Source organism: Novipirellula rosea (genome assembly GCF_039541335.1).
GTDB classification, from domain to species: domain Bacteria; phylum Planctomycetota; class Planctomycetia; order Pirellulales; family Pirellulaceae; genus Novipirellula; species Novipirellula rosea.
This window is the reverse complement of sequence record NZ_BAABGA010000109.1, coordinates 30,766-47,415: the sequence shown is the minus strand read 5'-3', so window position 1 is coordinate 47,415 and position 16,650 is coordinate 30,766. Positions and strand designations below refer to the sequence as shown.

9 protein-coding genes and 1 riboswitch are annotated in these 16,650 nt (G+C 56.0%); of the genes, 5 read left to right on the top strand and 4 right to left on the bottom strand.

What is annotated here, in order from left to right:
* Nucleotides 1-72: 72 nt before the first annotated feature.
* The 3 genes from ABD971_RS31620 to ABD971_RS31610 form a co-directional block, all read right to left on the bottom strand.
* Nucleotides 73-279, bottom strand: coding sequence for a DUF1289 domain-containing protein (locus tag ABD971_RS31620; protein WP_339936792.1), 207 nt, complete (start codon nucleotides 277-279; stop codon nucleotides 73-75).
* 6 nt (nucleotides 280-285) lie between these two features.
* Nucleotides 286-6,324 (bottom strand): DUF4465 domain-containing protein, encoded by a 6,039-nt coding sequence (locus ABD971_RS31615; RefSeq protein ID WP_345327720.1) that lies wholly within the window; start codon nucleotides 6,322-6,324, stop codon nucleotides 286-288.
* A gap of 82 nt (nucleotides 6,325-6,406) precedes the next feature.
* Entirely contained in the window at nucleotides 6,407-7,288 is an 882-nt protein-coding gene (locus ABD971_RS31610; protein WP_345327719.1) for a DUF1559 family PulG-like putative transporter, read from the bottom strand.
* Between the two features lie 233 nt (nucleotides 7,289-7,521).
* Nucleotides 7,522-7,809: riboswitch (cobalamin riboswitch) on the bottom strand.
* 137 nt (nucleotides 7,810-7,946) lie between these two features.
* Here ABD971_RS31610 and ABD971_RS31605 point away from each other — a divergent pair.
* From ABD971_RS31605 to ABD971_RS31595, 3 genes are all read left to right on the top strand, one after another.
* Nucleotides 7,947-8,783, top strand: a complete 837-nt coding sequence (locus ABD971_RS31605) for a 3-deoxy-manno-octulosonate cytidylyltransferase (protein WP_345327718.1) — start codon at nucleotides 7,947-7,949, stop codon at nucleotides 8,781-8,783.
* A 62-nt stretch (nucleotides 8,784-8,845) separates the two neighbouring features.
* Entirely contained in the window at nucleotides 8,846-10,486 is a 1,641-nt protein-coding gene (gene pyrG, locus ABD971_RS31600) for a CTP synthase (RefSeq protein ID WP_339936787.1), read from the top strand.
* A gap of 51 nt (nucleotides 10,487-10,537) precedes the next feature.
* Nucleotides 10,538-11,044, top strand: a complete 507-nt coding sequence (locus ABD971_RS31595) for a DUF1844 domain-containing protein (protein WP_345327717.1) — start codon at nucleotides 10,538-10,540, stop codon at nucleotides 11,042-11,044.
* A gap of 300 nt (nucleotides 11,045-11,344) precedes the next feature.
* Here the strand turns inward: ABD971_RS31595 and ABD971_RS31590 are convergent, their stop codons facing one another.
* On the bottom strand, nucleotides 11,345-12,463 hold the full coding sequence (locus ABD971_RS31590) for a DUF1559 family PulG-like putative transporter (protein WP_425571402.1): 1,119 nt from the start codon (nucleotides 12,461-12,463) through the stop codon (nucleotides 11,345-11,347).
* 958 nt (nucleotides 12,464-13,421) lie between these two features.
* Between ABD971_RS31590 and ABD971_RS31585 the strand changes: the two genes are divergently transcribed.
* Nucleotides 13,422-14,750 carry a tetratricopeptide repeat protein gene (locus tag ABD971_RS31585; protein ID WP_345327716.1) on the top strand — a complete coding sequence of 443 codons (1,329 nt, stop codon included), beginning with the start codon at nucleotides 13,422-13,424 and terminating at the stop codon, nucleotides 14,748-14,750.
* Between the two features lie 31 nt (nucleotides 14,751-14,781).
* Nucleotides 14,782-16,587, top strand: coding sequence for a CRTAC1 family protein (locus tag ABD971_RS31580; RefSeq protein WP_345327715.1), 1,806 nt, complete (start codon nucleotides 14,782-14,784; stop codon nucleotides 16,585-16,587).
* The last annotated feature ends 63 nt before the right edge of the window (nucleotides 16,588-16,650 follow it).

The following is a 16,650-nucleotide window of genomic DNA, read 5'->3' as shown; positions in this document are numbered from 1 at the left end:
CGAAGCTGCTAGGATTAACCTAGCAACATACCCTTACAGCCCTGGGCTGGAAGCCTATCCTACATTTGCACACTACTGTGCCGATTGATCGTGTGCTTGGCGACGTCGCAGACTCTGCTGCACAATCGCCTGCTGTTCTGCTGCGGAAGCACTCGACCAACGAGTGATCTCCATGCGACTGCGAAAACAGCCGACACAAAGATCACTTGAATCAAGCGAACACGTTCCGATGCATGGCGATGCCACACTATCACCGCCATTCGCAGTGGAATCACTCATCGCAAATTACCCTAGCAATTGCCAATCGAACGCGTCCAACGGCGAATCAGATTCGTCGTCGACCTCCGAAACATCACCGCTGAATTCTCGCATCACCTGATCGATGATCTCGGCGCTGTGCTGCGACGATGTCGCAGCGGACGAAAACGAAAGGCCATTAGGGGAATCGACCACCGACTCGCTCTCAGCCTGTATCCTCCGGCTTGTCGAGGTCGTCGCAGGCAAAGTTACCGCTGACGGTTCCACTTCAGACTGCGTTGCAGCGGGGAAGGGCAGGGCGGTCGCCATTTCGGGTTCTGCCGGCGGCGTGTCGATGGTGCTGTTCAGACGATTAATCACATTCAGTGCATCCAGCGCGGTGACCTTGCCGTCGCCCGAAACGTCATAATACATCCCGGTAAAATCAGCGAGCGATTCGATCACCGGCAGACGTGATTCTCCTTGCAGCGGCAATCGGTTGATGATCGTCAGCGCGTCCGACGCAGTCACCGACCCGCTATTATTAACGTCCCATCGGTCTCGCGAATTTCGCCACGGCGAATCGCTGACGACCAAGATCTCAACCCCTTCGAACCGAAGCACTTGGGCGAACACGCCGGAAACGAAGGTCGGGTCCGCGAGCGTCCAATCGGCATTCGCGGTCAGTTGCGACACGCCGATATGAAGCACCATCGAAGTCCCAGGACCGAACGCCTGAGCAATTGCGTTGGCATCCAAACTTAGTACTTTCGCTTCCGTCGTCGTGATCACGACCTCTTCGAAACCGCTGATCTGGTTGGCCAGAAACGCGGCAAGATCGATTTCACTTTCCGATAGCGTCACGGTCAAGCGATCAAACCCATCGCCGCCATTGATTTTCAAGGTCGACAAACCGGTCAACGTGACGGTGTCGTTTCCACCGGCCAAATCGAGCGTAACGGCTTGATCCCCCACGACGTCAGCATCCACACTCAGGTGCTGAGTACGATCGTCGCCGACCCACTGCAATCCGCCTTCCACATTCGTCAAGGCAAAGGTGTTTGCGGAATCGAGATCACGAATGGCCAACACGTCATCTTGGCTGACCAATTCGATATTCTCGATCGCGACTTCTTCGATTGACAAGGTCAGCGTAGCCGATTCGGCAGCGGCAAACCCAGCGTCGGATTCCTCGGGAACCACGGACACGACGATCGAGTGGGACTCGTTTTCTTCGACGACGAAATCGGCGACACCAGTCACGGTCACGGTTTGTGGAACATTCCAGTTTTCGCTCGTGAACACCAAACGCGTGTTATCGAGTGCGTAATCACCCGAGGCGGATTCGGCGACCGTAAGCACGACATCGGTCGTCGGTTGTGCCGTCAAGCGAACTTCAAACGTGTCGGTTGTCCCCGATTCACTGACTTGCGTCGCATCACCGCTGGGTACAACTTCGATCCCAGCGACCTCATCGTCACTGATTTGAATTGTCGCCACCCCGTCGGCGAAACCGTCGGCGGCAACCGTCACCTCTTCGTCACGGTCACCGTCAAGCCGCACGTTGTTGATCAAATCGATCGTGATCGATGCCGAACGTTCGTTTGCAGGAATGGTGATTGTGGAGGGCAGATCAAGACGCGAATCGACAACGCCGCTAAGCGAAACCAGCAGCGATTCCGAAACGTCCAACATATTTCGCGATACGGTCAATTCAACAGCGGCTTGACCGCCATCTTCGCTGACCGCTGCAGCCGAAAACTCGATCGACAAGCCCGGCTGGTCCACTTCGGTCAGCTCGATTGTGGCGGTCGAAGCCAAATAGCCAGCCGCCTGGACTGTGATCGTCACGGTTTGATCCTCTCCCACCAATCCGTCCGAAACGACGTCACCCGCGAAAGCGACCGAGCGGCTGCCCGCAGGAATCGTCACGGTCGTGGGCAACACGATCCCGCTGGCGGTACCGACATCGAGCGACACTTCGATAGCCGAGTCAAGATTGGCATCATTTCGTGAAATCACGCCCGTCACTGCACCGACGCCAGCGTCTTCGGCGAAGGTCAATTGATCAAGCCACAATCCGACCTGTTTTTCGTCGTCATCGACCACACTGATTTGCCCTGGCACTGACGTGTAACCGTCTACCGCAGCGGAGACGGCAATCGTCCTATCGCCACCGGCGACGCCATCGTTAATCACATCAAACGAGAACGTCGCGACCGCACTGCCGGCAGGAATCGTCACCGTGGTGGGCAATAACAAATTGCCCGAGGGGTCGGCGTTGATCGTCACCACAAGCGGGCTCGACAAATCATCATCGTTGCGATGAACAATGCCTTGCCCGGCAAGCTCGGCCGCGGGTTGGACACGCACATCATCGACCGCAAAATACGCGGGAGTATTCATCCCAAACGCTCCGACGTCCGTCGAGGCGACAGACAGTTCGAGTCGATCCGCCGCGGCGATTCGCGTCAAATCGACCTGGGTCCAATCTTGGACGATGTAGTCCAGTGAATTATCGATAAAGCGATAATCGGCAAGATAGAATGTGACCGTTCCGATCGACTGGTCGCTCGCATCCAATCCTTCGATCGTCAACAACAAGTAATCGGGATCGTCGCCCGATTCGCCGCCAAACTTCTTGGCGAACGCGTCTCCTTGGGTCATCGACAACGCCGCATACGTTGTATTGGTGACCATCAACGATTCGAACAATCCGTCACTATTTTTCTGAATGACTGCCGCCGAGCTTCCGGTTGCCCCGGTGCCCACCGCGTAGGTTGACGATCCATTCGCTCCGCTTCCTGCAAACGCACTGAACTGGTTTGCGTAACCCGCCGTCGTTTGGTCGGTTGTGTTTGAGAACGCCCAACCGGACCATGCCCCCCAGGCCGGATTGTAATCATTGGCGAAGACGAGGTCTCCCGACTGGAAGCTTCCCGCACCGTCTTGGCCTTTGTAAAACGAATTGTCGACCAGTCGTTGTCCCGCGTCTTCAAAGTCCGCGTTGGCATTGCCAAGCGACTCATCCAGCTCGTTCGCCCCGAGCGTGACCGTGAGCGTCGACTGATCGTTGTCTTGGACGGTCACCGTCGTTTCACTTGATAGCGAATCGGCGGTAGCCGCGATCGTAACGACCGCATCGCCATCGACCACAATGTCATCAACGATGCTCAGCGGCACCTCGACGGAGGCTTGTCCGGCGGGAATCGTCACCCACATCGGAACTCGCAATTGGCTCGCATCACTGCTGGTCAATCTGACGTCGAGCGGCTCGGACAAGTCCATTTTTTGCCGCGACACGGTGATGGAAGGAACCGGGTTGGCGGGATCAATCGGCTGGGCGATCACGATATCGTCGACCGCAAAGTAGGCAGGCGTGTTCATCCCGAACGAGCCGACGTCGGACGAGCTCAACGCAAACTCGAGCTTCACGGCGCTGCCGAGTGACGACACATCGACCACCGTCCACTCGTCAACGATGTAATCGAGCGAGTGATCGTCGAACCGAAAGTCAGCCAAATAGAACTCGACCGTTCCTACCGAATCACCGGCTTCGTCCACCCCCTCGATGGTTAACAAGAACCAATCGGGATCAGAGCCATCGGCGCCACCGAACTGTTTGGCAAACGTGTCGCCGTTGGCCATCGACAACGCGGCATAAGTCGTGTTGGTGATCGACAACTGCTGGAACCCGACACCGTTATCGCTGTCGCGAGTGATGCTAGGCAAGTCGGCGGCGTAGCCCGACGACACGGCGTACGTCCGTGAACCGTACGCGCCGCCGCCCGCAATTGCACTGTACTGATTTAAATAGCCGGGCGTCGTTGTATCGGTCGTGTTAGAGATCGCCCAACCGGACCATGAACCGTAGGTGGCGTTATAGGCGTTGTTCAGCGTCAAACCATCGCTGACGAATTGTCCGTTTCCGGATGCACCATTGTCGAAGGATTCGGGGCCGAGCCCGACGCCTAAATCTTCAAATCGAGTGGTCGCAGCGGCATCGGATTCGCTGTAGGTGCTTGCGTTTGTGGTCACCCGAATCGCGGGTTGGTCGTTGTCAATCACCTCCGCCGAACTTGGCAGTGAAAGGAACCCAACCGCCGTCGCAGTGAACTGAACCGTGGTCGTTCCATGATCGATATCATCATCGATCGCCGCGATCGCGAAGGTCGCCGAGGCGGCACCCGCTGGAATCGTGACCGTCGAAGCAACCGAAGCGATCGTTGGCGAAGAACTCGATAGCTGGATCGTCAATGCTTGGGTTGTATCCGCATTGACTCGCGTCAGCGTTCCAGAGACCGTGGTTCCTTCATCGATCGTTTCGGCGGCCACCGACACTGTCAAGGTGGGAACCTCGTCGTCGATGATCGTGATCTCGCGAACCGCTTGCAAGTCGCCTGAGGTTGCCGTGATCGATGCCGCAATATCGCCATTGCCTTGGTCGTTGTCGGTCACCCCGATTGCGAAATCGACAAACGCTTGGCCTGCGGGAATCGTCACGGTCGCCGGAATGATCAATCCGGCCGTGTCGCTCGAAAGGGATACCGTCATCGCGGCGGACAAGTCATCTTCGCCACGTGTCACTCGTCCGGTCGTCGCAGCGGCACCGGCGTTTTCGACAATCGCATGGTCCAACACATCGACTGCGATTCCTGGGGTCAAAAAGGACAGTTCGTCCATCGCGAAATAAGCGGGGGTATTCATCCCGAACGCGCCCACGTCGGACGAGGTCACCCAAAACTCGAGCGAGTTCGCATTGGACAACGAACTTAAATCGACTTCGGTCCAAGCATCCACGATGTAATCCAGCGACGAATCGTCACTGCGATAATCGGCCAGATAAAAATCGACAGTTCCAACACTCGCACCCGAGTCGTCTTTTCCTTGGATCGTCAACAGGAACCAATCAGGATCCGTCCCCGACGCACCGCCGAACTTCTTCGCAAACGAGTCGCCGTTCTGCATCGACAAGGCGGCGTACGTCGTATTGGTGATCTGGATCGACCGCAACGCCCCCGCATCCTCGGGCAACGTAACCTTCGCAACATCGTCACCGGTCGATGAGGCAAAGGAGACGCCGTAGGTGGCTGAATCATTCGCACCGCTGCCGGTGATAGCACTGAATTGGTTAGTGAACCCCGCGGTCGAAGTGTTGGTTTCGTTGGAGTACGCCCAACCCGACCAGGAACCATAATCAAGCGAGTATGCGTTATTCAGCTGAGCCTCGTCGCTCGTGAATTCCCCCTTGGTGACTTGGTCACCAAAAGGGCCCTCGCTGGTTGTGCCACCGGAAACGGGCCCGTTCCAGTGCGACTCGGGTGTCAGCGACTGACCTACATCCTCAAATCCAACCGACGAAACCACATAAGGTGCTTGGTTGATCACGCCGATGGCATCGAGATCAAACCCGGCGCTGCCAACCGTCGGATAAGGATCGTAAACGGTATCGCCACTGGAATCGGTTTGCGATCCGTCGCCAACGATATCAATCAGCCGAACATGGCTGATTGCACTGACGTCCAAATCCGCACTGACGCCCGCAAGGTCATTCAAATCGAAGGGGGTTCCAAATCCTTGCCGATACTTTCCAGCAAAACCATCGATGTTCGTTGGGTCAACGCTGCCAAAACCACCAACGGACGACGCTGTCAACGAATCGGTATCAAAACGAAAGAAGTCGGTACCGTTCGAGGAAACTTCGACGAAAGCGAGTTCGAGAAACGTGTCGGTCACACTGTTTTCGAAGACGGCAAAATCGGGTCCAAGCCCATCGCGAATCGGAATATCAAACTGCAACGTGATTTCGCCGCCACGGCCGAGCGAGACAATATCGAAACTGGTTCCCACCGCGGGCCCCAACGCCTTTTCGGGGGTCTGGAACGTCGCGCTAACTTCGGTACCGGGGGTGTATTGCTTCCAATCGGTTGCCCAGGCGATGATCGCGGGATCGTCCATCGCGATCGCCGTACTGCCGAATTGGCCCGCCGCAGGTGCGTACGGCCCGGCGGCCAGCAAACGTCGATCCTCGAGTAGTTCGGTAGTGAGTCGGCGGCGACGGCGAAGTTGGTTTGTACGTTGACGCATATTAGGTGTTTATCGTGTGGAGTTTATCCGTGTGCGGAAGCTCAATCTCGAGCGACACAGGACGTTACAAACAGTATGAAAATCAAAAATCGGAGACCACTTCGTGACCCGCACGCGTGCAAATTGCCGCTAACACAGTCAGATCCATGCTCTCGTTGAGGAAACGAACCGATCCATCGGCAAAGGCAGCATTGACACCCTGCGGATGAAAACTTCGCATGTCGTTTTCAAAACTGGGTGCCTTGTTGATCGGGAAGGCTTGATCAAACAAGTTCTTTCCGTTGATCCATTGGCCATCCGGAAAATCAGCGTCCTCGGATACCACGACCGTCGTCGACGTGCCGTCCAAGATGTCACGAAAACGCATCGCTCGGTCGTAAATCATCACGCCCGAGGGTGGATTGTTGGTGGTCAGAATTCGTTCACCGTAGATGCCGCCGTAATCGGTCACGCCGCGACCTTTTTTCAAATTGTCACTGCGAGGTGTCGAGGGACAAATGAATGTCGAAATGACCGATGCTGCGGCCGCGGCGTTTTTCGGATCGTCGTAGGGAACGTCGAAATTAATCTGCTGCCAAACGGCGGTCTGTTCGATCTGCGGCAACATCATTGCCGACCAAGCGAACTCTTTGCCGTTAAGCCACAGCGGGCGAGGCTGGATTACGCCGATGGGAAACTGGTTGAACGCGGCGTGATAGTTCTGCAGCCCCAGCCCGATCTGATGCAAACGACTGTGACACTGCATCCGACGTGCGGCCTCGCGAGCCGCCTGAACCGCCGGCAATAGCAATCCGACGAGGGTTCCGATGATCGCAATCACGACCAACAACTCGATCAGCGTGAAGCCGCGTTGCTGACCGCAGGTTCGTGATCGATGGAGGTGTGAGCGCGAAACCGACTGCGGATGACAGACTGGAAGCCTATCCCACAGCGGGTTTGTTCGTTCACAATCGAGGAACCTCATCGACGTACCGCCAACGATTTAAAGGGGAAAGACCGAGTGGATGTTGCCGGATGTCCACCGCTGGGTTCGCAAACGCGAAGGGCAGGGGAGGGTAGCCGACAGCATTCATGCCTAGGAAAATCAACAACAACGGCTCACTGCAAAACGCCTTTTGCACAGCGAGACGGTCCGATCGTGACGCTAACCTCACCCAAGAAGGTTTTTCGAGAATCGCGGCGTGGGCAGCGAGTTCCAAAGCATCCGGTGACGCGGTAGGTCTTCTGACTTAGGATGCATGCCAGCTTCTTCCGCCTTCTCATTCCCAAATTGGCCGACGCCCGATGGCGACAAACGCGATTTGAAGAACAATGGCACGAAAGAGTGAGAAGTTGGCGGTTCGCGAAAACGTCACTAGAAGCGACATTCCTCTGCGAACAACATCCGTTACAGCGGCCGGGCCGTCTCGGAATTTCACCGAAGTTCCCTGTTTCCGCAAAATCCAAGATCCGTTGACTTTGCGGCACCGCTCACCGTTAATTGACGACTCTATCGGCTTGCCAAATCATTGTCAAACGCCCAAGTTGCAAGGTCGCCCCCGTTTTACCTTGACCCACTTTTGACGGAATCATGAGGGGCGTGAGCATGAATTTTCTCAAAACACGAGGACTTCGGAATCCTGATGAACAATCGCTGCATGATCGTCATTCCCGCTCGCTTGGCTTCGACTCGGCTCCCCGAAAAACTGCTTCGCAGCGCAGGGGGCAAGTCGATACTCCGTCATACCTGGGAAGCCGCATCGAAAGCCAGCGTTGCCGACGCCGTGGTGGTTGCGGTCGACGATCCTAAACTTGCGGACGAAGTGAACTCGTTCGGCGGCCGATGCGTGATGACCCGCGTCGACTGCCCCAGTGGGACCGATCGGATTGCCGAAGTCGCCGCCCAATTCCCTGATTTTGATGTGTTCATCAACGTCCAAGGGGACGAGCCTGAAATTGACCCCGCGACGGTGGACCTTGTCGGGACAGTGCTGATCAACGATGACCAGGCCGATATCGCCACGATCGGAACCCCCATCCGAAGCGAGTCACTGCTGCACGACCCGGCCTGCGTCAAAATTGTCGTCGCGGCGAGTGGGTGTGAAACGGGGGGTGGGTGCGAAACGGGGCAGAGCAGGGCAGGGCAGGCCAGCGGATCGCCCGCCCACCCACAATTCGCTGGTAACGCGATTTATTTCAGCCGCGAGGCGGTGCCACATTGTCGCGGCGGAATTACCCCCAAAACGCTGGCGATGGAACCGCCGCTGTTTTGGCACCACGTCGGCTTGTACGCTTATCGCCGCGATTTTCTAGAGTGGTTTTCCAAGCAACCGCCCAGCCCGCTGGAGCAATCCGAGCGTCTCGAGCAACTGCGAGCGATCGAAGCGGGCAAGCGAATCGTCGTCGCACGCGTCCAATCGGCCGCACCGGGCATCGATACCGAAGCCGATTTCCAAGCGTTTGCCGAGCGGATTCGCTAAAAGCAATTACGCAGCTTTGCGACGACTTCCGTCTTTTTCCCATTTGGGTATGATTTCGTTCCATGACGAAACACATTTTTGTAACCGGTGGCGTTGTTAGTTCGCTTGGCAAAGGCTTAACCAGCGCCTCGATGGGGATGCTGCTCGAGCAGCGAGGGTTGCGGGTCCGCATGCAAAAGCTGGATCCCTACATCAACGTCGACCCAGGGACGATGAGTCCCTACCAGCATGGCGAGGTCTACGTCCTGGATGACGGTAGCGAAACCGACCTCGACCTGGGGCATTACGAGCGGTTCACCTCGGGCCGACTCTCCCGCGACTGCAACTACACGACGGGCCAGATCTATCTGTCGGTCATCGAAAAAGAACGCAAAGGCCAATTCTTAGGCAAAACCGTTCAGGTCATCCCGCACATCACCAACGAGATCAAGTCGGTGATCAAGCGGATGGGTGGCGACGACGTCGACGTGGTGATCACCGAAATCGGTGGCACCGTTGGGGATATCGAAAGTCTGCCATTCCTCGAAGCGATCCGTCAATTTTCGCTCGACGTGGGACGCGAAAACTGCCTGTACATGCACCTGACGTTGGTGCCGTACCTAAAGGCCGCCGACGAACTGAAAACGAAACCGACCCAGCACTCGGTTGGCCAATTGCGTGAAATTGGGATCCAGCCAGACGTGCTCGTTTGCCGCTGTGAACATTCGATCAGTCGCGATGATCGCGAAAAAATCGCGTTGTTCTGCAACGTCCCGGTCGAAGCCGTGATCGAAGAAAAAGACAAAGATTTTTCGATCTACGAGGTTCCACTGTCGCTGGTCGACAACAAACTCGATGAATTGGTCGTCAAGAAACTCGGACTGCCGGCATCGACTCTCGACATCTCGCCTTGGACCGACCTGCTACACCGACTTCGCAACCCTCATCACGAAGTCTCGATCGCCGTGGTCGGCAAATACGCCGAGCACAAAGATGCCTACAAATCGATCTATGAAGCGATCGATCACGCGGGCATCCACAACCACGCACAGATCCGCGTGGGACGAATCCAAAGTGCCGACATTGAACGCGAGGGCGCCGAGCGACTACTAAGCGGCTATCACGGCATCCTGGTTCCCGGCGGATTCGGCGAACGCGGTGTCGAAGGCAAAGTCCAAGCGATCCAATTTGCTCGCCAGCGCGGCATTCCATTCTTGGGCATCTGTCTTGGCATGCAGTGCGCCGTAATCGAATACGGCCGCAACGTGGTCGGACTCGAAGCCGCGCACTCCAGCGAATTCGACAAAGACACACCGTACCCCGTAATCTGCTTGCTCGACGAACAGCAAAACGTCACACAAATGGGCGGCACGATGCGACTGGGCAGCCAACCCACCAAATTGGACCGGCACAGCATCTCGGGCAAAGCCTATGAAAGCGACCAAGTCGACGAACGCCATCGCCACCGCTACGAATTCAACAACCAATATCGCCAGCAGTTTGAAGCCAGCGGAATGCGTTTTGCGGGAACAAGCCCCGATGGCGGATTGGTCGAAGTCGTCGAACTGCCTGATCACCCATGGTTTGTGGCCGTTCAGTACCACCCTGAATTCAAGAGCAAACCACTGAAGGCACATCCGTTGTTCGCAGGATTCGTCCAAGCCGCAGTCGACCGACGTCTGCAGCGTGAAAACAAAGAAGCGCCCAGCGTCAGCCAACGATAGAAACAACTGGAATCAACGTCCCGACACGTCACCGATTTCAAAGGTATTGCCATGAGCGACCCCAACGACGAAAACCAATCCGAAGAACCCAAAATCATTGTCGACAGCGACTGGAAAGAGCAGGTCGCTAAAGAAAAAGAGGCCGCCAGTGCGAAAGCGGCGGCCGAGTCCGACAGCGACAACAGCGAACCGTCAAAGCAGAACACCGACGACAAACCGGTGACGGCCGAGAAAACCGCACCTCCCGCCGACGCCCCCGCAATCAATGAAGCGGAACAGGGGGGTGAAAACGCGGCGATGCAAGCACCGCCTCCGGCGTCGTTCGAAGTGCTGATCTCGATGCTGTTCACTCAAGCAATGGCGACGCTGGGCCAGATCCCTGACCCCGCCAGCGGCGAAGCCAAGGTCAACAAACCGTTTGCCAAACATTACATCGATACGATCGACATGCTTGGCGAAAAGACCAAAGGCAATCTCAGCGACGACGAATCCAAAATGCTCTCCGAAGCCCTTCACGCATTGCGGATGATGTACGTCAACACCAAAGCGTCGTCGTAATCGGACTCGCCCCCAGACGCCTCGTGAAAACCATCCGTCTGCTTTAAGTAACGCTCGCGGCGCCAGCCCATTGCCATCAACTTTAGTAGCGGCGCGGGGCCCGCCCGGTTGCGGCGAGCAAAACGTTCGATATTTACCGGGCGAGTCCCTGCGCCGCTCCGCTACAAAACATCACGCGTTTGGCGTCAACGTGGATGACGGCTTAACTTTCGCTGCATCACCATTTAATCACGCAATAAAAAAAGCGGGTCGACTCATCGGAGCCGCCCCGCTTCTTGCTTGAACGAAAAACCAGCACGGCTACTCGAGCGTTTGTGTTTCCTTGCCCATCGCCGTGCCTAGCGCTCCCCACAAACCATAGGGACTCGCCATTCCGGGAACGGTGATCCCTACCGTCTGATTCCCGGCTTCAATCGAATCGGTGATGAACTTCACCGCGCCGTCTCCCATCAACACATGGGCTCCGCCTTGGTGCCGGCTGGACACCGTATAGGTTCCTTCGCGGCCATCGCTATTCCAAGACATACAACTTTCTTTGTTCGGAGGCCGAATGGTGTTGATCGCGGTATACATCGGCAACCCGCACATCCAGCGATGCCCCTTTCTCCATTCATCAGCCTTGCTGTACTGAAGCTCTGCCGACGCGACATAGAACTGAGGACGAGCCGGATCAATCGCATTGGTCGTACACTTCGGGTGCGTCGGATTGAAATGGTTATCACCGTTGTCGATATAGACCGGCTGAGCGATGATCTCGCGGCGACCTGCATCACACACAATCTCGCCACCCATGATCGTGTTGGACAATCCGTCGAGCGTGTCGCGGAAACCGGTCACGCGGCGCGTCTTGAACATCCCTCGCAAATGCATGTCAGCAGCCGCGTTGACCGAGGTATTGGCATCATCCACACCGCCACGATCGGTCCACGGGATACCGTCGCCGATACAGCAGGCGTAGTTGTTGCTGCCAAACTGACCTGGCGCCGAAACATAGGGATCACTCGGGCAACGATAGGTCCCGATGGTGGTTCGCCATGGGTCATAACCTGTATTCCATGTCTCCGGCCCCATCGCGGGCCAATTCCCGTTTACCGTTGACGGGTTGCTGATCTGTTCCCACATCGATTGCTGCTCGACAAAGGGCAAGATCCCCACCAAGAAGCTAAGAAAATTGACATTCGAGCGTGTCCCCGGCGGCGTTGTCCCTCCAGCCTGCTTGGGCAATTGGTTGTACGCAGCATGGTAATTGTGCAGCCCTAGACCGATCTGCTTGACGTTGTTACTGCACTGCATGCGGCGAGCCGCCTCGCGAGCCGCCTGCACCGCAGGCAATAAGAGCCCAACCAAAACGCCGATAATGGCGATCACGACCAGCAATTCAACCAAGGTAAATCCTTGGCGTTTGACGCACATTCTCATAAGAACCCTCAATAAAAAAGTGAAAGGCAGAAGCACTCCACAAATCCACCTGAAAACCTGCGACTGGACAAGGAGCCACCAGAATAACACATCTTGTCACCCCCAAAACACCGCATCACGCCAGCTTCGACACACACCAACGCGTGAAATACGCCACAGAACACGAACAACACGGGTTCCAAACAGGAAAACGCTTAAAGGATACCGAATTCGCGATCAAAAACAAATGAGTTTTCACGCATAACCTCTGATACATTTTACCACCCAAAATCCTTCGCCCAAGCAGGATGAGGGGCAGAGAGGCACAACGCAGGGCTGACTTAGATTCGCCAAACTCCCTTTCGCGTCGCAGCATGCAGGAGACGAAAGAAACTCACTAAGCAGTGACAATCAAAAGCCAAAGAGAGAAACCATTTACTGATGCCGCCGATCCAGTCCTCGAACTGAACCCGAAAGTCAGATCTCGAACGCCAGATATCAAGCGCCAAGGCGAATCGCAATCACTCACACTGAAACCAGCGGATCGATTGACCATGGCGACAAAAACGTCCGCATGCGATGCGAACATGCACACGCCTTATCGACGATCCTGCGCAGAGGGAGCGGCATAGTGCTCAGCCTGAGCCTTGAGTTCTTCGGGGGTCGGCGGCGGTGGAGGAGCGGTCGTCATATTCGGTGTCTCCTGGTTACACCCGACCACACACATTGAAAATAACATCACACCTACGGGCAACAAAAACGCTCTTTTTTTCATCGATTCCTACACCAGAAAAGGGACATAAGGGCATAATGAGAGAGATCACGACAAACTTCATTGAAATTGTTTGCGCACAAAACTCCCACAGCAATGAGTGTCTGCGCAAAACAGATGAGATATTTTACCACACGAACCCGTTTCCCCCTCTTTCGTAATAGCGGTTGCCCTTCTTCTCGCTCGCCGTTTTAGGAAACCGAATTCATGGCCCGCAACGAACGCAAACCGAGGATTGCGGCCCTTGCCCAACGACAGCCTGCTGCGCCCCAAGCCAACCGCAAAGAAACCGTTGCAATCGGATTAAAACCCACGTCAAAACACAACCGGCTGAAGATCGCTGCACTTCTCGCAATCTTCGTCGTGGTCATCGTTGCCGCCATGCTCGTTCGCCAGTACCAGCTATTCCAGTTTCATACGATGGCACAATCGGCTCGCGCGGTCCAAGACTGGGATCGAGTCGCCACGGTGACCCATCTTTGGCTCGACCGAGACCCCGACTCGCCCGCCGCTAACCTGTTCGCGGCGGAAGCGGCCCAGCACCGCGGCTCATTCGAGCAAGCCGCCGAACTTTACTCTCGCATTACGGCTACTGACCCCGCCGCAGCACACGCCAAGACGCAGCAAGCGCTGCTATACCTGGGCCCACTGAACCGACCCGCGCTCGGGGAAGCGGCGCTCGAGCAAGCGATTCGCATCAATCCGCAATCCATCGAAGCGCAGCGCGAACTGCTTCGCCACTACGGGATCACCGCCCAGCGAGCCAAAGCCTTCGCGCAAGCACGCGAAGCGGTCAAAAACGGAAGCGATTCGCCCGCGACTTACATCTACTTGATCAGCTTTGATTCGATCGTGTTCAGCAATGGAAAAGACACCAATGCGCGGTGGCTGCAAAGCGGCACCAACAACGAACGATTCGAAGTCGCGATGCTAATCAACGCTGCTCGCGCCGCCGGGCTCGGCGAATCTTCGGACGCCCTCGTCGACACGAGCCAGCGGCGAGCAGAACTAGCACAACAAGAATCCACACTCCTCACTGCACTCGAGAAATACCCCGAGAACCTCGAACTGCTTGCGATATTACTTAACACCTACTCGGATCGCGGAGACGTCGAACGTGTCACCCAGCTGCTTTCGCAAGTCCCGGCAACCGCCGCAAATGACGCACGCTTCTTTCGCTACAAGGGCTGGTTACACTGGATGCGAGATGAATTCGCAGCCGCAGAAGAGGCGTTTCGACAGGCGATCGCCAAGGATCCTTATGACTGGAAAAGCCAAACACAACTTGCCGAGACGCTGCGACTGCAACACCGCACGAGTGAAGCAGAAATCGCGTTAAATTCGGCATCTATCGGAACCCAGCTGCGAAAATCGATTCTCGGACTCTCTACGATCGAAACCATACCGATCGATGTGCTCGAGCAATTGCACCGTTATGCAACGACGATGGGCGACGAAGTGGTGGCGAAGCGATTGGTAATCCGAATGGACCAAATTCGAGATTCGGCGACAGCCATCACCTCCAATGCCGAGTAACCCTTTTCACCTTTTTATCGAGGCCCCTCGATTGATCCGCCCATCTCTTCTGCTATTGCTTACTGCGACAATCGCCACACTCGGGTGCAAGAACGAACACACCGACATCTCCCTTGAAAAACCACACCACTCGAACACCGCGGCGGCGGATCGCCCTACTGTCAACAGCAAGCTTTTCGGCGAAGAATTGAAACCGGCCGAAGCCGATCTCAAAACAAAACATTCTCTCGAGTCAACGACTGCTTCTCTGTCAAATCGCATCCATTTCACCGATGTCGCAAAGCCTTTAGGCCTGAACTTCATTTACCAAAATGGCGAAGTGGGAGAATCCTTGATGGTCGAAGCGGTCGGCGGCGGTGTGGGGGCACTGGACTTTGACCGCGACGGGCACCCCGACCTGATATTCAGCCAAGGCGGGGACCCGACGGCGGCAACCAGCCCACGCCAACCAGCGGTTTCGCTGTTTCGCAATACATTCCATTCAGGCGGTTCCAACGACAGCTTTCGCGACGTCGCCCAAGCCGCTCGCCTTGGCCGATACGGCTACGGACAAGGCGTTTCGATCGGCGATTTCAATGCGGATGGATTCGAAGACGTCTACCTCACATGCGTCGGAAAAAACACGCTGCTTGCCAACCAAGGCGATGGCACGTTTCGCGACATCACACCAATGAGCGAGACCGACGATGGCAATCGCTGGAGCACCTCGGCAGCCTTTGCGGACCTTGACCGCGACGGATTGCTCGATTTGTACGTTTGCAATTACGTAACCTACGATCCGAAACACCCGCTGAATTGCCGCAATTCCAAGGGCGAAAATCGCATCTGCCACCCACGCGAAATTCCACCGTGGTCAAACGCCTGCTACATCAACCAAGGCGACGGCAGTTTTGCAGAGCAAACGGACGTTCGCGGGCTCGCTGCAGCAGGCGGCAAATCTCTGGGCGTTGCGGTCGCCGATTTCAATGTCGATGGCGACCCCGACATCTACGTCGCCAACGACACCACCGCCAATTTCCTGTTCGACAACCGAGGCGATGGACATTTTGATGAACGCGGTTTACTGCTTGGATGCGCGTCGAACTACGAAGGACTACTGCAAGCCAGCATGGGATTGGCGGTCGCCGATTTTGATCGCAATGGCTTCCTCGATATCTACTCAACCCACTACTACGAAGAATCCAATACGCTCTACCGCAACCTGGGCGGCGCAGGATTCCAGGACATCACCGGACGCGTGGGACTACACACACCGACGCTACAATCGCTTGCATTCGGGACGGTAATGCAAGATTTTGATAGTGATGGATGGCAAGACTTGTTTGTGACCAACGGGCATGTCGAAAACTACGTCGACAACCCGATTCTAAAGATGCGACCTCAGTTTTTTCAGTACAACGGATCGCGTTGGATTGAAACGAGCGAGAACGCTGGCGAGTTTTTTGCTGGCAAGTATGTGGGACGAGGGGTCGCCACGCTCGACTACGACAGCGACGGAGACTTGGATATCGCCGCCGTGCACCAGAACGCCTCTGCGGCGCTTCTGCGAAACGATTCACAGCGAGGACACTGGCTAAAACTTGACTTCGTCGGCCACACATCCCCCCGCCAAGGAATCGGATGTCGCGTGACAGTCACTGCCGGAGACGTCCGGTACGTACAAGAACTGGTTGGCGGTGGCAGCTATCTTTCCACCCACCAGCCAACGCTTGTCTTTGGCTTCGGCGAATTTGACACCCCATGTCAAATCGAAGTCCGCTGGCCCAGCGGCCACGTCCAGCAACTCGACAATATCCCTTTGGATCAAGTGATCACAATCGAAGAAGCAAATATTTAATCAGGGGTACACGATGCCATTGACAACCAAGCCCTGAACCGCCGTCATAAATGCCCCGTTCAA